General features: G+C 33.7%; 14 protein-coding genes. 9 read left to right on the top strand and 5 right to left on the bottom strand.

Translation table 11 applies throughout. The features are described 5' to 3' along the window. Positions 1 to 57 precede the first annotated feature (57 nt). Positions 58 to 378: a YbaB/EbfC family nucleoid-associated protein gene (locus tag G7A72_RS02520; RefSeq protein WP_113665668.1), complete on the bottom strand. Its 321-nt coding sequence runs from the start codon at positions 376 to 378 to the stop codon at positions 58 to 60. Between the two features lie 145 nt (positions 379 to 523). On the opposite strand from G7A72_RS02520, the gene G7A72_RS02515 reads away from it, so the two are divergent. Further along, on the top strand, positions 524 to 2,584 hold the full coding sequence (locus tag G7A72_RS02515; protein WP_371807556.1) for a S9 family peptidase: 2,061 nt from the start codon (positions 524 to 526) through the stop codon (positions 2,582 to 2,584). 68 nt (positions 2,585 to 2,652) lie between these two features. Further along, complete coding sequence (locus G7A72_RS02510; RefSeq protein ID WP_113635574.1) at positions 2,653 to 3,693, top strand: PLP-dependent cysteine synthase family protein; 1,041 nt, start codon at positions 2,653 to 2,655, stop codon at positions 3,691 to 3,693. An 83-nt stretch (positions 3,694 to 3,776) separates the two neighbouring features. On the opposite strand, the gene G7A72_RS02505 is transcribed toward G7A72_RS02510, so the two are convergent. Then, positions 3,777 to 5,849 carry a hypothetical protein gene (locus G7A72_RS02505; protein ID WP_165151301.1) on the bottom strand — a complete coding sequence of 691 codons (2,073 nt, stop codon included), beginning with the start codon at positions 5,847 to 5,849 and terminating at the stop codon, positions 3,777 to 3,779. Between the two features lie 675 nt (positions 5,850 to 6,524). On the opposite strand from G7A72_RS02505, the gene G7A72_RS02500 reads away from it, so the two are divergent. Then, a complete protein-coding gene (locus G7A72_RS02500; protein WP_165151300.1) occupies positions 6,525 to 8,150 on the top strand; it encodes an amidase in 1,626 nt (541 codons plus the stop codon). Positions 8,151 to 8,186: 36 nt separating this feature from the next. Here G7A72_RS02500 and G7A72_RS02495 read toward each other — a convergent pair whose 3' ends face one another. Genes G7A72_RS02495 through G7A72_RS02485 form a run of 3 tightly spaced genes read right to left on the bottom strand, consistent with a single transcriptional unit; the run spans position 8,187 to position 10,128 of the window. Then, entirely contained in the window at positions 8,187 to 8,834 is a 648-nt protein-coding gene (locus G7A72_RS02495) for an endonuclease III (protein ID WP_241258566.1), read from the bottom strand. Position 8,835: 1 nt separating this feature from the next. Continuing rightward, complete coding sequence (gene msrB / locus G7A72_RS02490; RefSeq protein WP_113633934.1) at positions 8,836 to 9,225, bottom strand: peptide-methionine (R)-S-oxide reductase MsrB; 390 nt, start codon at positions 9,223 to 9,225, stop codon at positions 8,836 to 8,838. A gap of 36 nt (positions 9,226 to 9,261) precedes the next feature. Beyond that, on the bottom strand, positions 9,262 to 10,128 hold the full coding sequence (locus G7A72_RS02485) for an alpha/beta fold hydrolase (RefSeq protein WP_113665672.1): 867 nt from the start codon (positions 10,126 to 10,128) through the stop codon (positions 9,262 to 9,264). A 169-nt stretch (positions 10,129 to 10,297) separates the two neighbouring features. Here G7A72_RS02485 and G7A72_RS02480 point away from each other — a divergent pair, with 169 nt between their 5' ends. From G7A72_RS02480 to G7A72_RS02455, 6 genes are all read left to right on the top strand, one after another. Continuing rightward, positions 10,298 to 11,719, top strand: a complete 1,422-nt coding sequence (locus tag G7A72_RS02480; RefSeq protein WP_113665673.1) for a glycogen synthase — start codon at positions 10,298 to 10,300, stop codon at positions 11,717 to 11,719. Continuing rightward, positions 11,716 to 12,996, top strand: a complete 1,281-nt coding sequence (locus G7A72_RS02475; protein ID WP_165151299.1) for a glucose-1-phosphate adenylyltransferase — start codon at positions 11,716 to 11,718, stop codon at positions 12,994 to 12,996. The genes G7A72_RS02480 and G7A72_RS02475 overlap by 4 nt, the downstream gene beginning before the upstream one ends. A 67-nt stretch (positions 12,997 to 13,063) precedes the next feature. Next, positions 13,064 to 14,971: a 1,4-alpha-glucan branching protein GlgB gene (gene glgB / locus G7A72_RS02470; RefSeq protein WP_165151298.1), complete on the top strand. Its 1,908-nt coding sequence runs from the start codon at positions 13,064 to 13,066 to the stop codon at positions 14,969 to 14,971. Between the two features lie 196 nt (positions 14,972 to 15,167). Next, complete coding sequence (locus tag G7A72_RS02465; protein ID WP_165151297.1) at positions 15,168 to 17,567, top strand: glycoside hydrolase family 31 protein; 2,400 nt, start codon at positions 15,168 to 15,170, stop codon at positions 17,565 to 17,567. Positions 17,568 to 17,655: 88 nt separating this feature from the next. Next, a complete protein-coding gene (locus tag G7A72_RS02460) occupies positions 17,656 to 18,471 on the top strand; it encodes a M48 family metallopeptidase (protein WP_165151296.1) in 816 nt (271 codons plus the stop codon). Positions 18,472 to 18,666: 195 nt separating this feature from the next. Further along, positions 18,667 to 19,992, top strand: coding sequence for an MFS transporter (locus G7A72_RS02455; RefSeq protein WP_165151295.1), 1,326 nt, complete (start codon positions 18,667 to 18,669; stop codon positions 19,990 to 19,992). Positions 19,993 to 20,023: the final 31 nt, after the last annotated feature.

The following is a 20,023-nucleotide window of genomic DNA, read 5'->3' as shown; positions in this document are numbered from 1 at the left end:
TGAATTATGAGTTTTTCAAGTTGTCAAAACTCATAATTCATACTTTATAATTCATAATTACTTAAACAAATCTTCCATTCCGGGAATCATTGGCATATCCATTTTAGTAACGGCATCCAGTTCGTTCTGATTCACATTTGTCGCTTTTTCAATCGCTTTATTCAATACTAAAATTAAATAATCTTCCAGTTGATCTTTATCTTCTAATAAAGTGTCGTCAATGGTGATTGATTTTATAGTTCTGTTAGCAGTCAAAGTAACTTTTAATAAAGTATCGGTACTTTGCTCGTCAATTAGAACAGTATCTAAACGTTTTTTTGTGTCTTCTATCTTTTGTTGGGTCTCTTTAAGTTTGCCCATCATTCCCATTAAATCCATGTTTTAATTTTTTAAATTAATTTGATTTACAAAATTACTATATTGCATAGTCATAATCAATAAAATATTCATGAAAAATAAACTCATCCTCAGTTGTCTTTGTGTTATTTTTGCAGCATCAAATACTAAAATTAAAGCACAAAAAATGTCAAAAAATATTCCAACTCCAATAGCTAAAATAATTCCAAAAACTTTAGAAAAACACAATCAAAAACGTGTTGATAATTATTTTTGGTTAAACGACAGAGAGAATCCTGAAGTAATCGATTATTTGAATCAGGAAAATACTTATTATGACGCTATGACTGCGGATACGAAAGGTTTTCAGAAAGAATTATACGAAGAAATGAAAGCCCGCATCAAGGAAGACGACCAATCGGTTCCTTATTTATACAATGGTTATTATTACATTACGCGTTTTGAAACCGGAAAAGATTATCCTATTTATTCTCGAAAAAAAGGAAGTCTTACCGCTAATGAGGAAATTTTATTCAACTGTAATGACTTGGCCAAAGGGCAAACCTACTTTCAATTAGGTGGTTTGAGTGTGAGTCCAGATAATAAATTTGCGAGTTTTGGTATTGATACTGTGGGAAGACGTATTTACACAATACAAATTAAAAATCTTGAAACAGGAGAAATTCTTTCGGATAAGATTGAAAATGCTACCGGAAGTTCGGTTTGGGCCAATGATAATAAAACAATATTTTATATCAGACAAGACAAAGTTACGTTGCGTTCTGATAAAGTTTTCAAACATAAATTAGCCTCAGATGCTGCCGATGATGTATTGGTTTTCAATGAAAAAGATGATACATTCAATGTTTCTGTAGGGAAAGAAAAATCAAAAAAATACATTGTAATAGGTTCTGGAAGTACATTAACTACTGAATATAGAATTTTAAATTCGGATAATCCAGACGGAGAATTTGTCGTTTTTCAACCAAGGGTTCGCGGATTAGAATATAGTATTTCTCATTTTGGTGATTCTTTTTACATCATGACCAATAAGGACAAAGCGACTAACTTCAAGTTGATGAAAACGCCGGAGAACGCTACTGCAAAAGAAAATTGGAAAGATGTAATCGCGCATAGAAAAGATGTTTTACTGGAAGATATTGAGATTTTCAGCAACTATTTGGTTGTAGAAGAACGTTCTAATGGTTTGAATCACATTCGTATTATGCCTTGGAGTGGAGAAGGAGAGTATTATTTGCCTTTTGGGAGCGAAACATATAGCGCTTACACAACGACAAATGTTGATTTTGACACTGATATTCTGCGTTACAGCTACCAATCATTAGCCACGCCATCTTCGGTTATTGATTTTAATATGAAAACCAAGGAGAAAGAAATCAAGAAAGAGCAACAAGTTCTAGGAGGCAAATTTGATAAAAATAATTATATCGAAGAGCGTGTTTGGGCTACAGCAACAGATGGAACCAAAGTGCCAATCTCATTGGTTTACCACAAAGGATTGAAAAAAGACGGGAATAATCCGGTATTGCTTTATGCCTATGGTTCGTATGGAGTGACAATGGATGCTTATTTTTCATCGACACGTTTGTCGATTTTGGATCGAGGATTTGTTTTTGCAATAGCGCACATTCGTGGTGGCGAAGATTTAGGAAGACAATGGTATGAGGACGGAAAATTATTGAAAAAGAAAAACACATTCACTGATTTTATTGACTGTTCCAAGTTTTTGATTCAGGAAAAATATACTTCACCACAACATTTATATGCCGAAGGCGGTTCAGCAGGCGGATTATTAATGGGAGCAGTAGTCAATATGGCACCGGAATTGTACAATGGAGTAATTGCCCAAGTCCCTTTTGTAGATGTAATTACCACGATGCTTGATGATACTATTCCGCTTACAACTGGAGAATATGACGAGTGGGGAAATCCAAACGAGAAAAAATCGTATGATTATATGTTGTCGTATTCGCCTTATGATAATGTAAAGGCTCAAAAATACCCTAATATGTTTGTTTCTACCGGACTTCATGACTCTCAAGTTCAGTATTGGGAGCCTGCAAAGTGGGTTGCAAAGCTACGAACCCTAAAAACAAATGATACTTTTTTATATCTTAATACGAATATGGATGCCGGTCACGGTGGTGCTTCAGGACGATTTGAAGCTCTAAAGGAATTAGCAAAGGAATATAGTTTCTTATTAGATTTAGAAGGAATTAAAAACTAATCAGATTTTTTTGTTAAATTTGTAACATTCGTGTTTAATGAAAAATTGCCACGACTAACTATTTTTTTATGAAAAAAGAAATAACAGCTTATAATAATGTCTTAGAATTAATAGGTAATACTCCGCTTATTAAGCTAAATAAAGTAACTGAAAATTTAGAAGGAAATTTTTACGCTAAAGTAGAAGCTTTTAATCCAGGACATTCCTCAAAAGATAGAATAGCATTATACATAATTGAAGAAGCTGAAAAGAAAGGTATTTTATCTCCGGGTGATACCATAATTGAAACCACTTCCGGTAATACTGGTTTTAGTTTAGCAATGGTCAGTATCATAAAAGGCTACAACTGCATTCTTGCCGTTAGTTCTAAATCATCTAAAGATAAAATAGATATGCTTCGCAGCTTAGGTGCTAAAGTGTACGTTTGTCCTGCGCATGTTTCTGCTGATGATGAGCGTTCTTATTATAACGTAGCCAAACGTTTGCACGAAGAAACTAAAGGTTCTGTTTATATTAATCAGTATTTCAATGAGTTGAATGTTGATGCGCATTATAAGTCTACCGGTCCGGAAATTTGGAAACAAACTAACGGAGCAATTACACACTTAATTGCTTGTAGTGGTACAGGTGGTACTATTTCAGGAACTGCAAAATACCTAAAAGAACAAAATCCAAATATTAGAATTCTTGGCGTGGATGCTTTTGGTTCAGTATTGAAAAAATATCATGAAACCAGAGAATTTGATAATGATGAAATTTATCCATACAGAATAGAAGGTCTGGGGAAAAATTTAATTCCATCTGCAACGGATTTTGATATTATTGATAAGTTCATGAAAGTGACGGATGAGGAAAGCGCTCATGCTGCCCGAGAAATCACTAGAAAAGAAGGTTTATTTGTTGGATATACTTCAGGAGCAGTGATGCAAGCGATAAGACAATATGCAGAAGAAGGTGAATTTGACGCCAACAGTAATGTAATCGCAATTTTCCCTGATCATGGTTCTCGTTACATGAGTAAAGTATTTAGCGATGATTGGATGAACGAACAAGGTTTCTTTGACAGCATCAACGAAGAAGAAGTTCAAAAAATTGAAATGATAAAATAAGTTAAAAATTATACATGAAAAAGTCCCATCTGCTTTTGCGAATGGGACTTTTTTATTGAGTTTAAATAAGAATACTTTTTTATTTAATCCAATAATTCAGGATTATTAAGTATCAATTCAATTTTTTTAATAGTGATTGTGATCTGACTCATTTGTAATTCTATATTTCTAAAAAAGAGGCTAATATCTCTATTGACCCAACTTTCAGAAATAACTCTGGCGCCCAAACTAATTCTTAAAATAGCACTTTCAATTTCATTAGTATATTTTACATTAACTGCTTGACCAATATGACATTTTTGGGCAGCAAGACGAATGATTTCTAAAGAGGACCCTTCAAACTGATCCGATAAATCAGAATTTAATAAAGTGTATAATTTCTTTACTTTATCAACAGATAAGACTTCATTGTTTTTAAAAATAAAGAAAGGAAAAATGGTACGTATATTTCTTATTCCAAATTCTTTACTGCTGTAGCTCTTGGTTTTAGTTTCGTCCCCATAAATAGGCTGTAAAAAAGTAGCTTCTTTTATGGAGTCATCCACAAAATTGCAAAACATCTCAATACCCATATTTCGATATAAAATAGGTGTTTTGTAATACCTGTCCATTTCAACCACTGCAGCATTCCAGCGCATATAGGAACCATAGTTATAGCCGTCAGATAATTCAGTGGAACAAAACCAGGAAGTCGGCCAATCAGAACGATTATAATATTGGGTTAAGCCTTTGGGTAATGTGTTTTTTACAGATTGAATTAATTTATTGACACTTTGAGGTAAAATTAATGCACCGCAGTATGGAGGGCCAGTGAAGAATTTACTCCCCGTTATGGTAACAATATATCCTTTATTTAAATAATTTTGTATGTCTTTTGGATCTAATCGTAACTGTGAACCATCTACAATTATTTGAATTGATAAATCTTCAAGTGTATTTAGTTTTTTAATAAATTCGTCGCTAGGAGATTGATACCCTAGTTTTGATTGGTCCATAGTATGTAATACGATGTGCCTGCCTTGATTTTTAGTCTTAATAACGGCATCAAATACTTCCTGATCTAATTGAGCTGAAGATTTTAATGCGCCATTTTCATCTCTAAAAGGAATTTGAATTAAATCAACATCTCTAAAACCTTCAATTTTTGTGTCTTTTTTAATTGGATAATTTAAAGCAGTAGTATTTTCAAAATGACATCCTTTTAATGCCGCAGCTACACCACTACCAGTTTCATCAGAGGCAACCAGAATATGTGTAATTTCTTTATCGGAAATAATTTGCGTTATGGCTGCTATTTGAAGTGAAGAATCAGTACCGGATGGTGAAAAAATTATTTCACATTCCTCATTTAATTTAAATATATGTCTCAGGTTATTTTTCAGCAATTCAGAAAACTCGATCGTAGTTTCTTGAAAACCTTTTTTCAAGCTATTTCTAATCAATATACTTCTCACTTTATCTGTTTTATCAAAAGCAAAATTAGAAACGCTCGATGCCGTAGACGAAGCAAAGGTAAATGCATCAGGTCTTGGGAATGGGCGACATCCGTATTTGTTTAGCAAATGAATCTCGTCGATATTCAATCTAAGATCACCGCCAGACATCAACATGTATTCTGTAGGTTTTGCAAGATTTTCGACAATAGGTTTCCAAGATTCTTTGAGTTCAATTTTAGAATTTTTCATACCATGAAAAGACTGAAGCTCTTCGTTTAGTAATGAAGATTCAGCATTTAGATAAATATCATTTTTGATTAAATTAATTAGAACATAATCAAGATTTTCTAATTTTTCTTTATCATTTTTTGGCAGTAAATTATAGAATATTCTGATCACTTCAAGAGCAGCAATATCACATAAAACAACATCTTTTTTCTCGGCGTTCAAAGCTTTGTACCATAGCTGCCATTCGATTCCATATCTTAAATAGACTAAAGCTAAAATGGGTTTGTTCAAAAAGGAGGAACCAATTATAATTGATTTATTGGGAACAATTTTGAAAACAGTAGGCTCACTAGTCGACGTGATAATATTGATGTTATTTATCTTTGGGACGGTATTGAATCTTTTTAAAATGCGAACTAAATAGTTTACATTTTCTTTTTCAAATAAACTGGTTCTTTTATATTGATTTTCAATTAGAATATTATTTGTCATATATGTTATAATTTTAAGCGTTCCTTAGAACGATATTCTGTATTTGTAAATTTAGATTGCTAACTAAACTCAGGCAATCAGGGACAATATTTTGTAATAAATTATCACAAAAAATAATTGTGTTACCAATGGTTTGAGGTTTCGCCTATTTTAGCGTTACATATTGCAAAAGTCAGCAAATATAAGAAACTTGGCAGCAGTAAAAAAGACATTAAAAAATACTCGTTTACGAAATCATCTATTTTTATTTAAAGTCAGTTATTTAAACGGTATTTATAAAGTGATTTACATGGATAAACTTGTTAAAAAAATAATTTCTATATTATTGATTTAATGTTTGAAAACTTCAGAAAAAGTGAAAAAAAATAGGAGAACACATAATTCCAAGAAACTATTTGGTTTGTGTTGTAAATATTTTTAGCATATTTTAAAAAGTAATTCAGAGAAGACTTTTAATAATAAATCACAGAGGCTATATTTATATAGGTATCTGTCAATTTTTGATTTCCATTTTAGTTTTGTTTTTCTATGTTAAGGAATTTTAAATTTTATTCCATTCAGCACACAAACTAAACTTTAACATTTGTTCCAATTAACAGCGTCTTGTCTTTAGCGAAAAAAAACTAATTTAGGGCATTATTATGCGAATTTTTAGCCAAATAAATGATTTAACCTATGAAAAGAAGATCTTTTTTAACCACTGCAACACTTGCCTCAGCAGGTTTAACCACACTTTTGATTACTGGTTGTACTTCAAATACAAAGAAAAAGGATGAAGAAACAGTATCAGTCGAAGAGACTAATGAAGCCTTTGAATTGGACGAAGAAACAATCGGGAGTTTAAGGGAGAAATTAACTTCTGGAAAATATACTTCGGAACAATTAGTTCAGTTGTACTTGAAACGCATCGAAGCTATTGATGCTTCTGGACCGCAATTGAATTCGGTTATCGAAATTAATCCTGATGCAGTTGCTATTGCAGTTGCAATGGATAAAGAGTTCAAGGCAGGCAAAATCAGAGGGCCTTTACATGGAATTCCTGTTTTAATAAAAGACAATATAGACACTGCAGATAAAATGCAAACAACGGCTGGTTCTCTTGCAATGGAAGGGAATATTGCTTCAAAAGATGCTTTTGTGGTAAAAAAGCTCAGAGAAGCCGGAGCTATAATCATTGGGAAAACAAATTTAAGTGAATGGGCTAATTTTCGTTCGACCCAGTCGTGTTCCGGATGGAGCAGCAGAGGTGGGCAGACTAAAAATCCGTACATTTTAGATCACAATCCATGTGGTTCAAGTGCTGGATCAGGAGCTGCAGTTTCAGCGAATCTTTGTGTAGTTGCTGTTGGAACTGAAACCGACGGTTCTATTGTGTGTCCAGCATCGGTAAATGGAATTGTGGGTATTAAACCGACAGTAGGTTTGGTTAGCCGCACAGGAATTATTCCAATATCAAAAACGCAAGATACGGCCGGTCCAATGGCGAGAACGGTAACTGATGCAGCTATTTTACTAGCAGCAATAATGGCGATTGACGAAGATGATTCAGTAACTCTCGAAAGTAAAGGAAAATCACAGACGGATTACACAACGTTTTTAGATGCCAATGCTTTGAAAGGCAAACGCATTGGTGTTGAGAAAAAACCACAGGGAAATAATAAATATATTAACGCACTTTTAACTGATGCTATAAACCTGCTCAAAAAGCAAGGTGCTACCATTGTTGAAATCGATTTTTTAGATAAAATTAATGCTGCAGGTCAGGCTGAATTTGAAGTTTTGCAATATGAATTTAAAGACGGATTGAATAGCTACTTGGCTACAGCCAATGCAAAAGTGAAAAATTTAAAAGAAGTCATTGATTTTAATACCGCTAATGAAGATAAAGCAATGCCGTATTTTAAACAAGAGACATTGGAGAGTTCAAATGCAAAAAAAGGACTTGATGATAAAAAATATACAGAAGCATTGACTGCGAGTTTTGAAGGAAGTAAAAGTATTTTGAATGCTGTTTTTAAAGCAAATAAATTAGATGCTATTTGCGGAATAACTATGGGACCGTCATGCAGTATTGATATGATTTACGGCGATCGTTGGGGCAGTTATTCATTGACTTCGCCAGCTGCGGCAAGTGGTTATCCGCATATTACAGTTCCTTGCGGACTGGCTTATGATTTGCCTGTTGGGTTGTCATTTTTTGGAAAACCATATACAGAAGGTGAATTAATAGGATTAGGATTTGCTTATGAACAAGCGTCTAAAAAGCGTTTAAAACCTAACTTTAAGCCTTCTTTTTTATAAAAAAATATTTTAAAAGGGTAATAAGTACTTCACTTTTTACCCTTTTATTTTTTTATAATACTGACAAATCGAATTAATAGGACATTCTGGACATTTAGGTTGTGGGCGGCAAATTTCTCTTCCTAAAAATGAAATAGCCATCCCAATTTCGCCCCAGATTTCTTTTGGAAGCACTTGCATCAACTGTTTTTCGGCTTTAATTCCGTCTTTAGTTTCTGAGATTAATCCAATTCTGGGTGCAACTCTGATAACATGTAAATCGGCTATAATTCCCTCTGCTAGAATTTTTGCTTCTCGCATAATTACGTTGGCTGATTTTCTTCCAATTCCTTTTAATGCAACTAAACCTTCCATTGTCAGTGGAATATTTGCATCATTTTGAACTGTTTTCGCTATTTCCAAAAGCCATTTTGCTTTGGTTCCAAAATTCCTCACTTCAGAAATATACGGAAATAATGCTTCCTCATTAGTAACGGCTAAACTTTCCATATTTGGATATGCATCAAATAAAGCAGGAGCAATTTTATTGATATTAGCATCAGAATCCTGAGCCGAAAGTACCACCATAACCATAAGTTGGTATAAATTATGGTACTCCAGCGGATGTTTTTGTCCTTTATATTTCGTTAGGATAGGTTTTAGTTTTTCAGTCCAATCAGTAGAATTCCCAAATAAGTCCATCATACTATTCTTTAAAGTCTACTGATAAAGAGTTTACGCAATAACGTTGTCCGGTTTTTGTAGGTCCGTCATCAAATACATGTCCTAAATGACTGCCGCAATTAGCGCACAAGATTTCGGTACGTTTCATGCCATGAGAAACATCTGATATGTATTTTACTTTTCCAGGAATGGATTCGTCAAATGAAGGCCAACCGCAATGTGCATCAAATTTTGAATTACTTTCAAATAAAGGTTCTCCGCAAGCACCGCAACAATAAGTTCCTTTTTCGTAATGTAAATTATAAGTTCCCGTATGAGGATATTCTGTTCCTTTTTGTCTAAGAATTCGGTAACGTTCTTCTCCCAATTGTTCTTTCCATTCTTGTTCTGTTTTTTCTAAAGGATATTTCATGATCTATTTTTTTTACTAATTATAAAATGTTAAGTTCTATTTATTTTGAATGAATTGAACCGTTTTTTCAATTACTTTAGAATTGCCAAGAATTTTGCGATGCCCTAAACCATCGGTTAATAGTAGCTCCCCATTTTTTAGATACTTATGAATATGAATTCCCGCTTTTACAGGAACTTCAGGGTCATTATTATCATGAATTACTAAAACTGGAATCGCTGTTTCTTTTGCAGCCAAAAAAGCAGAATAACTGTTCATTTTCTCTCCGTATTTTTTTTCGAAATGCAAACGCAAAAGAGTGCTTACAGTTGGTTTGAGTTCTAATTTTGCCACAAAATCATCTATAATATCTTCAACGATATCGCCACTGCCAATAACTACAGCATAGTTTACTTTTAAACCTTTTTTTATTGCATTTAATACGGACATTCCACCCAATGAATGACCGATTGCAGCTTCGAAGGGACCAAATTGCTTTTCTATTTCTAAAATTGTAGCGATAAAATCGACCATGATAGTATCTTTTCCTGGTGATTTTCCGTGGGCTGGAGCATCAAAACTAAGGGTTGAGTATCCTACTTTGAGCAATTCGTCGGCTATTTTGAATAATTGTGTTCCTCGACCTGACCAACCGTGTACCAACAAAACTTTCTTCTCGCTTTTGCCATATTCGTACACAACAACTTCTTTGCCAATTGCAGGAATCGAAACTAATTTTTGGAGACTGTTTCTATCCATTTCTAATTCTCGTTTTGGAATTTTATGTTTTATAGGTGTTGTAAATAGTTTAGCAGCAAATAATGTAATTAATTTTGGCGAAATAAAAGAGATTAATTTACTGGTTAATAAAATAATCTTAGGAATTTTCAATGATTGGGTATGATTAGCAGATTTTTTTGTCATTTCAATAAATTTTCAAGCGGGTTATAATATTATAATTTTTTTAGTAAATTTAGAAAAACATAAAAGTAGTATTTTTTATAAAGTTTTTATGGGTATTAACATAAAAGACGGAAATATTAGTAATTAATCGAGTAGTATTACAATACTCAAAAACATCAAAATTTCATATATGGAAATATTTCATATCAGTGCAGAGTGTTATCCTGTTGCAAAAGTAGGAGGTTTAGCAGATGTGGTTGGCGCGTTACCAAAATATCAAAACAATGCAGGACATTTAGTAAGAGTCGTTATGCCATGTTACGACACCAAATTCAGGAAGGATAATGATTTTGAATGTGTTCATTGGGGTCATGTAAAATTGGGTAATTTTAATTTTCCTTTCAATATTTTAAAAGAAAAAACTGACCACCTTGGATTTGAATTGTATTTGGTCGAAATTCCAGAATTGTTTGATAGAAAAGATGTTTATGGATATAAAGATGATATTGAACGATTTTTGTCTTTCCAAATTGCCGCTTTGGATTGGATAATTGGTAGAAAAGACATTCCAGATGTTATCAATTGTCACGATCATCACACAGGTTTGATTCCATTTATGATGTTGTACTGCCATAAATATGAAAAACTGCGCAATACACCGTCTATGATTACGATTCATAATGGTTTGTATCAAGGTCAGTTTGGATTTGATAAATTGTATTATTTACCCGAATTTGATTTAGCGCATGTAAAAGTTTTAGAATGGGATAATTGCATTAATTCATTGGCAGTTGCTGTAAAATGTGCTTGGGCTGTAACTACTGTTTCGCCAAGTTATCTAAACGAAATCAATTATTCTTCAAATGGATTGGAATCCTTATTTAATTTGGTACGCTATAAATCCAAAGGAATTCTAAACGGAATTGATATTGAGGTTTGGGATCCGGCCAAGGATATGATGCTGGAAAAAAATTATTCGATTAAAAATTTTGAAAAAGGAAAACAAGAAAACAAAGATAAATTGTGCAACCTTTTTAATTTAGATCCAACAAAACCACTTTTTAGTTTCATTGGAAGACTATTAGAGGAAAAAGGAGGCGATTTATTGCCACATGCCGCCGCTCTAGCCTTATCAGAGAATTATCAGCAAATAAATATTTTGATTTTAGGCTCAGGAAATACTGCCATAGAAAATCAGTTGAATAGTTTGCTACAAGATTACAAAGGGAATTACAACACATTTATTGGTTATAACGAAGAATTAGCGCACTTAATTTATGCTGGTTCTGATTTTTTGCTAATGCCTTCCAGAGTAGAGCCTTGTGGTTTGAACCAAATGTATTCCTTGCGTTACGGGACAATTCCCATTGTACGTCGAACGGGCGGATTAAGGGATACTGTAGTTGATTTTGGCGATGACGGAAATGGGATTTGTCATGATCAAGCCACAGTTGGTGATATTTGTTACTCCATTCAAAGAGCAGTCAATTTATATGATGATAAAAAACATCTGAATGAAATTAGAAAAATAGGAATGAACACAGACCATTCTTGGGAACGTGTTTGTCAGGAATATATAGAAATGTACAAACTAATAATTAACAAGAAATGAAAGCCAAAAAGAAAAATGTTATTGCAATAATTTTAGGTGGTGGGCAAGGTTCCAGATTATATCCTTTGACAGAAACGAGATCAAAACCTGCTGTACCGATAGGGGGAAAATATAGATTGGTTGATATTCCAATATCAAATTGCATGAATTCAGATATTTACAGAATGTTTGTATTGACACAATTTAATTCGGCTTCCTTAAATGCGCACATAAAAAACACGTATAACTTTAGTATTTTTAGTCATGCTTTTGTTGATATTCTTGCAGCTGAACAAACTCCCGATAATCCAACTTGGTTTCAAGGAACTGCTGATGCCGTAAGACAATGTATGCCTCATTTCTTGAATCATGATTTTGATTATGCCTTGATACTTTCCGGGGATCAGTTGTACCAAATGGATTTCAATGATATGGTAGAGGAACACATCAAGAGAGAAGCTGATATTACCATTGCGACGTTACCCGTAAATGCAAAAGATGCACCTGAATTTGGAATTTTGAAAACAAACTCCGAAAGTTGTATTGAATCTTTCATTGAAAAACCAGCGAAGGAATTATTGCCAGATTGGGAATCAGATGTAAGTGAACAAATGAAAAGCGAAGGCAAACATTATTTAGCTTCGATGGGAATCTATATTTTCAACAGGAAATTGTTGGTAGATATCATGTCTAACAAAGAAACCAAAGATTTTGGTAAAGAAATTATTCCGCATGCTGTAGGAAACAAAAAGATTTTAAGTTACCAATATGAAGGATATTGGACAGATATTGGTAATATTGATTCATTTTTTGAAGCAAATATTGGGTTAACTGATGACTTACCAAAATTTAATTTATTTGATAACGATAATAAAATTTTCACCAGACCTAGATTACTCCCGCCGTCCAAATTCCAAAAAACAATGATTGATAAATCATTAATTTCGGAAGGTTGTATTTTAAATGCAAAAGAAATAAATCGATCTGTGATTGGGATCCGATCAAGAATTGGCGAAGGAACAATCATTCAGAATTGTTATGTAATGGGGAATGATTTTTATCAGAATATAGATGATATGAATGAAGATCTTAAAACCGGGAAACAACTAGTGGGAATTGGAGAAAGATGTTTTATAAGCAATGCTCTAGTGGATAAAAACTGTCGAATTGGGAATGATGTTTACATCAACGGTGGAAACCATTTAGAAGATTTCTCGAATGAATTGTATGCCATAAAAGACGGAATTGTTGTTATTAAAAAAGGAGCAGTTATACCGGATAATTACATCATAAAATAAATTTTTAAACTGTTTTTTCTTAAAAATAATATTCTATTTCTAAAAGGTAGAATTATACAATTATTATATGAGTAAAGTAATTACGCATTCTCTTTTTACCGATTTTGATATAGACTTATTTAAAGCTGGGAAACATTTCCGTCTCTACGAAAAACTTGGAGCACATCTTATTTCAGTTGGCGGAGTTGACGGCGTTTATTTTGCAGTTTGGGCTCCTACGGCACATTCGGTATCGGTAGTTGGGGATTTCAACTTTTGGATAGAAGGCGAACATTTGTTAGAAGTTCGTTGGGATTCATCCGGAATTTGGGAAGGTTTTATTCCAAATGTCAAAAAAGGGACAACCTACAAATATAAGATACAATCTAATAATGGCGGTATAGTAACTGAGAAAGCAGATCCTTTTGCTTTTTACTGCGAAAAACCTCCACATACGGCTTCAGTAGTTTGGGATTTAGATTATAAATGGAAGGATAAAAACTGGATGGAAACGCGTCAAAACCATAACGGTCTTGACAAGCCTTACTCAGTTTACGAAGTCCATTTAGGATCATGGAAACGTCATGCCAATGATAATCGTTTTCTAACCTATCTTGAATTTGCCGAAGATTTAGTACATTATATAAAAGAAACCGGCTTTACGCATGTAGAGTTCATGCCAATAATGGAATATCCATACGATCCGTCTTGGGGATATCAATTAGTGGGGTATTTTGCACCAACTTCCCGTTTTGGGAATCCGCAAGAATTCATGCATTTAGTAGACAAATTGCACGAAGCAGGAATTGGAGTAATTCTCGACTGGGTTCCTTCTCATTTTCCTGATGATGCGCATGGTTTAGGATTTTTTGACGGATCAAATCTTTTTGAACATCCGGATCGAAGAAAAGGCTATCATCCTGATTGGAAAAGTTTAGTTTTTAATTATGGTCGAAATGAAGTTCGCTCCTTTTTAATAAGCAATGCTTTGTTTTGGCTGCATCATTATCACGCCGATGCGTTGCGCGTAGATGCTGTTGCCTCGATGTTGTATTTGGATTATTCTAGAAATGATGGTGAATGGGAACCTAATATTTACGGTGGAAGAGAAAATTTGGACACGATCAGTTTTCTGAAAGAATTTAATGAAGCTGTTTATTCTAATTATGAAGGCGTACAAACCATTGCCGAAGAAAGTACATCCTTCCCGATGGTTTCCAGACCTACATCTATAGGTGGTTTAGGTTTTGGAATGAAATGGATGATGGGTTGGATGCACGATACGTTAGAATATTTTCAGAAAGATACCGTATATCGAAAATACCATCAAAATGATTTGACTTTCTCCATGACGTATACTTTTTCGGAAAATTTTATGCTTCCGCTTTCTCACGATGAAGTGGTTTACGGAAAAAAATCCATTGCAGGAAGAATGCCTGGAGATGAATGGCAAAAATTTGCGAATCTACGATTACTCTATGGCTATATGTTTATGCATCCCGGAACTAAATTGTTGTTTATGGGTTGTGAATTTGGACAAAGTAGCGAGTGGAATTTTGAAGGAAGTTTAGATTGGCATCTTTTACAATATCCTTTTCATGCAGGAGTCAAAAAATTAATAACGGATTTAAACAAATTATATAAAACCCAACCTGCCTTGCATGAAAAACAATTCAGTGCAGATGGTTTTGAATGGATTAATTATTCCGATCATCAAAACGCGGTAATGTCCTTCATTCGAAAAGGAAATAATCCAAAAAATGACGTCATTATTGTGTGCAATTTTACGCAAGTAGTACGACCTAATTATCGTATTGGTTTCCCCAAAAAAGGAAAATTGACAGAAATTTTTAATAGTGACGCTTCAGATTATGGAGGAAGTGGAGTTTCAAACGCTAAAAAAATTGCAATTGAAGCAATGCCTTATGATGGAAGAGATTATTCAACAGAATTACTTTTGCCACCTTTAAGTGTTACTGTTTTTAAAATTGGATAATTATAAAATTGTTCTTTTATAGATAAGCATAACTAATGGTTTTCATTTATAATGGAAACCATTATTACATATAGTTGATTGTTACATTGAAACAAACTACAACGTTATCGTGAATAAAATCCACATATTTAACAGTTTACCAAGTAATTTTGTAAGTTTGAATTTTAGATAAAGATTAAAGTAAATACCATAAAATATGATTACAAATACAGAATTAGAATATAAGGGAGATTTATACCCTACTAAAATAGTCTCTTTTGAGCATGAAGTTGATACGATAAGTTTCCATACTGATAATAGTGTCATATTAAAAGTAACCGTATTAAGAGATAGTTTAATTCGGTTTAGATTTACTACAAAAGGGTATTTCAGCAATGATTTTTCTTATGCTGTAGATAAAAATCATTCCCATGGATATAATCATCTGGAAGTTTCAGAAGTAGAGGATTATTATCAGATTAAAACCAGTAAGGTAAAGTGCAGGATTCAAAAAAGTGACATGAGATTGTCTATTTTTGATTTAGAGGACACTATTATTTTAGAAGATGAGTTGGGATTTCATTGGGAAGAAAGCTATGAATATGGTGGAAATATCGTAAAAATGAGTAAAGCTTCTAAAGATGGAGAATGTTTTTACGGACTTGGCGATAAAGCAACTCAACTGAACCTTAAAGGTAAGAGACTGGAAAATTTTGCTACAGATCAATATGCTTTTCAAAAAGACCAAGAACCTTTGTACAAAGTAGTTCCGTTTTATATTGGATTACAAAACAAACAATCGTACGGTATTTTCTTCGATAATACTTTTAGAACCTATTTTGATTTTTGTCACGAACGAAGAAACGTTACCAGCTTTTGGGCTGAAGGAGGTGAGATGAATTACTACTTCATTTATGGGCCTGAAATGCAAGATGTCGTTACAACCTATACTCATTTAACGGGTAAACCAGAGCTACCGCCGCTTTGGGCACTTGGATATCACCAATGTAAATGGAGTTACTATCCGGAAAGTAATTTGAAAGAAGTTGCTGCCAAATTCAGAGAATTGAAAATTCCTTGTGATGCTTTGTATTTGGATATTGATTATATGGAAGGTTTTCGATGTTTCACCTGGAACAAAGAATATTTTCCCGATCCTAAAAGAATGGTGGCTGAATTAGCTGAGGATGGTTTCAAAACTGTGGTCATTATTGATCCGGGAATCAAGATTGACAAAGAATATTCAATTTATAAAGAAGCTTTAGAAAAAGATTATTTCTGTAAAAGAGCTGATGGTCCATACATGAAAGGGAAAGTTTGGCCGGGAGAATGTAACTTCCCGGATTATACAAATCCTGCGGTAAGAGAATGGTGGGCAGGATTATTCAAAGAATTAATATCAGATATTGGGGTAAAAGGAGTGTGGAATGATATGAACGAACCTGCCGTTATGGAGGTTCCTAATAAAACGTTTCCTATGGATGTACGTCACGATTATGATGGAAATCCTTGCAGTCATAGAAAAGCGCACAATATTTACGGCACACAAATGGCCAGAGCTACTTACCACGGTGTGAAACGTTTTGCGTACCCAAAAAGACCTTTTGTAATAACAAGATCAGCGTATGCAGGCGCACAGCGTTACACATCGTCCTGGACCGGAGATAATGTGGCCACTTGGGAACATTTGTGGATAGCAAATATTCAGGTACAACGCATGTCAATTTCGGGAATGGGTTTCACAGGATCTGATATTGGTGGATTTGCAGAGCAACCTTCAGGTGAGCTATATGCACGCTGGATTCAATTGGGCGTTTTTCATCCATTTTGCAGAACACACTCTTCAGGAGATCATGGAGATCAGGAGCCATGGGCTTTTGATGAAGAAGTTATCGATATCACCAGGAAATTTGTCAACTTGAGATATCAATTATTACCTTATTTATATACGATGTTTTGGCAGTATATTGAGGAAGGAATTCCAATGCTCAAACCATTGGTTTATTATGATCAGGAAGATATTCAAACGCATTATAGAAATGATGAATTTGTTTTTGGAAATCAAATACTAGTTTGTCCTATTTTAGAACCAAATTCTTTGGGACGAAGAATGTATATTCCTCGTGGACAGTGGTATAATTATTGGACAAATGAAGTGGTAAAAGGGGGAAAAGAAATTTGGGTAGACACTAAATTCGATCAGATTCCAATTTTTGTGAAGGCGGGAGCAATTATTCCTAAATATCCAGTGCAACAATTTGTAGGTGAGTTAGAATTTGACGAGTTGACTTTAGATATTTATTATAAAGAAGGAAAAGAAAAATCTGTCGTGTATGAGGATGCTCAAGATGGGTATGATTACAAAAAAGGGAGATACAGCTTCTTATCGTTTCAAACAACCGGTAAAGAGAAAGAATTGATTATCCAATTGCATAAAGAAGGAAAATACGATACGAATTATTCTAAATACAAAATAAATCTTATTGGATTACCATTTAAAATAAAGACGATTGAAATCGATAACGTAGAAGTCCCATTTGATAGTTTTACTTTAGAAAATGATAATTATTTAATTGTGGATAAGGAGTTTACAACTTTTCATATCATTGGAGAATAACAATAAAGTTGAAACTTTTATATTTAATTGTGTAAATATTAGACGTTAGAATTCGTGTATTTTTGTTAATTATTTAATATTTAAAATTATGAAAAAACATTTATTAATAGGGATTTTTGCAGCAGGATTAGTTTATTCTTGTGCTACTAATCCACTTACAGGGAAGAAAAGTTTGAATTTTGTTTCTAACAGTGAACTGTTTCCAACATCTTTTCAACAATATGGTACTTTTTTAAAGGAAAATAAAGTAATTACCGGAACTGCAGAGGCTAGAAAAGTGGAAGCAGTTGGGATGCGAATTAAGGCTGCAGCCGAAAAATATTTGACCTATTTAGGTCAATCACAATATTTGACTGAATACCGTTGGGAATACAAATTAATTGACAATAAGGAAGTGAATGCTTGGTGTATGCCAGGAGGGAAAATTGTTGTTTATTCCGGGATTTTGCCAGTAACATTGAATGACTCGGGTTTAGCGACTGTAATGGGACATGAAGTATCTCACGCATTGGCAAATCACGGTGCGCAACGTATGAGTGCTGCTCAATTGCAACAATTAGGTGCGGTAGGAGTTGCAGTAGCGACTGGAGGTAAAAGTGAACAAACACAACAAATATGGGGTCAAGCTTATGGATTAGGGTCTCAGTTTGGTGTTATGCTTCCTTTTAGTAGAAATCACGAAACTGAAGCAGATAAAATTGGTCTGACTTTAATGGCAATTGCTGGATATAATCCGGAGGAATCTATTACTTTCTGGTCTAGAATGGCTGCAAAATCTTCAGGTCAAGCACCGCCGGAATTTATGAGTACGCACCCTTCTGATGCTACTAGAATTGCAAATTTGAAAGCATTGATCCCGGAAGCTAAAGCTTTAGCAACCAAAGTGGGTATTATCTATAAGTAACAATTTGAAATCATAGTGTTCTTTATCGAACATCCAAATGGGCTATTCTCAAATGAGAGTAGCCCTTTTTGGTATACTATTTTGAGACTTTTAAATACATTGCAATTATGACGCAATTTGTTAATATCAAATAAAGCTGTTTTTTGAATTTTATCAATAAAAATTAAATAAATTCGCAGCATAAATTAAGTAAACATGGCAGATTTAGAAAAAGGGAGTAAAAAATTATTAAATGCTTGGGCTTTTTATGATTGGGCAAATTCAGTTTATACACTAACTATTGCATCTGCAGTGTTTCCAATTTTTTATGAAGCCTTGTTTTCTGAGCGAAATCATTACATTGATGTTTTTGGCTTACATCTAAAAAATTCAGCTTTAATCAGTTTTGTTACCGCTTTTGCATTTTTATTAGTGGCTTTTATTTCTCCACTATTATCTGGTATTGCTGATTATGTTGGAGATAAAAAATCATTTATGAAATTCTTCTGTTATTTGGGAGCTTTGTCTTGCATGGGATTGTATTGGTTCAATCTTGACAATATATACCTTGGTTTAGCATTTTATTTTCTAGGATTGATTGGATATTGGGGCAGTTTAGTTTTTTATAATTCCTATTTACCAGATATTGCTTATGTGGAGCAACAAGATAAAATCAGTGCCAAAGGATATTCCTTAGGGTATATAGGAAGCGTAATTTTATTGATTATCAATTTAGCGATGATTATGAAACCAAAGCTTTTTGGGATTTCTGGGACTGATGGTGAAGCAGCTATGAAAGCCATGCGATATTCCTTTGTAATGGTAGGTGTTTGGTGGGTTTTATTCAGTCAGTACACGTATTATTTTTTACCAAAAGGAAATAAAAACGCAAACAACAAAGTAACGCACCATGTTGTCTTGAATGGTTTTAAAGAGTTGAAAAAGGTATGGATTTTATTAAAAGAAAACATTGCATTGAAACGATATTTAGGAGGTTTCTTTGTTTCGAGTATGGCAGTGCAAACTGTAATGCTTGTCGCTACTTACTTTGGTGCACAAGAAATTGCTTGGTCTTCTAAAGCGGAGAGTACAACGGGTTTGATTATTTGTATATTAATCATTCAATTGGTGGCTGTTCTCGGCGCAGTTCTAACTTCTAGAGCATCAGAAAAATTTGGTAATATTCCAACTTTGATTTTTATTAATTGTATTTGGGCAGTATTTTGTGCACTTGCATTTTTTATCACTTTACCCATACATTTTTATGTAATGGCGTCAATTGCAGGTTTGGTGATGGGAGGAATTCAGGCTTTATCGCGTTCTACTTATTCTAAACTATTGCCAGAAACGCAGGATACAGCTTCTTTTTTTAGTTTTTATGATGTTGCTGAAAAAATTGGAATCGTAATTGGAATGTTAGTTTACGGAATTATCGATCAGATTACTGGCAGCCCGAGACTTGCAATCGTATTTCTGGGAGTGTTTTTTGTAATAGCCATTTTCATGCTGAAAAGAGTGCAAAAAAAAGGCGTTTTAAATTAATAAAACACCTTATTGTATAATGCTAAATTCG

Source organism: Flavobacterium sp. Sr18, from assembly GCF_011064265.1.
Lineage (GTDB): Bacteria > Bacteroidota > Bacteroidia > Flavobacteriales > Flavobacteriaceae > Flavobacterium > Flavobacterium petrolei.
The sequence above is the reverse complement of the archived record's forward strand: the minus strand, read 5'-3'. Positions and strand labels throughout refer to the sequence as shown.

Coding starts and splice junctions, on each gene's coding strand:
- G7A72_RS02520 (WP_113665668.1), bottom strand. CDS start 378: ATGGATTTAATGGGAATGATGGGCAAACTTAAAGAGACCCAACAAAAG.
- G7A72_RS02515 (WP_371807556.1), top strand. CDS start 524: ATGTCAAAAAATATTCCAACTCCAATAGCTAAAATAATTCCAAAAACT.
- G7A72_RS02510 (WP_113635574.1), top strand. CDS start 2,653: ATGAAAAAAGAAATAACAGCTTATAATAATGTCTTAGAATTAATAGGT.
- G7A72_RS02505 (WP_165151301.1), bottom strand. CDS start 5,849: ATGACAAATAATATTCTAATTGAAAATCAATATAAAAGAACCAGTTTA.
- G7A72_RS02500 (WP_165151300.1), top strand. CDS start 6,525: ATGAAAAGAAGATCTTTTTTAACCACTGCAACACTTGCCTCAGCAGGT.
- G7A72_RS02495 (WP_241258566.1), bottom strand. CDS start 8,834: ATGATGGACTTATTTGGGAATTCTACTGATTGGACTGAAAAACTAAAA.
- msrB (WP_113633934.1), bottom strand. CDS start 9,225: ATGAAATATCCTTTAGAAAAAACAGAACAAGAATGGAAAGAACAATTG.
- G7A72_RS02485 (WP_113665672.1), bottom strand. CDS start 10,128: ATGACAAAAAAATCTGCTAATCATACCCAATCATTGAAAATTCCTAAG.
- G7A72_RS02480 (WP_113665673.1), top strand. CDS start 10,298: ATGGAAATATTTCATATCAGTGCAGAGTGTTATCCTGTTGCAAAAGTA.
- G7A72_RS02475 (WP_165151299.1), top strand. CDS start 11,716: ATGAAAGCCAAAAAGAAAAATGTTATTGCAATAATTTTAGGTGGTGGG.
- glgB (WP_165151298.1), top strand. CDS start 13,064: ATGAGTAAAGTAATTACGCATTCTCTTTTTACCGATTTTGATATAGAC.
- G7A72_RS02465 (WP_165151297.1), top strand. CDS start 15,168: ATGATTACAAATACAGAATTAGAATATAAGGGAGATTTATACCCTACT.
- G7A72_RS02460 (WP_165151296.1), top strand. CDS start 17,656: ATGAAAAAACATTTATTAATAGGGATTTTTGCAGCAGGATTAGTTTAT.
- G7A72_RS02455 (WP_165151295.1), top strand. CDS start 18,667: ATGGCAGATTTAGAAAAAGGGAGTAAAAAATTATTAAATGCTTGGGCT.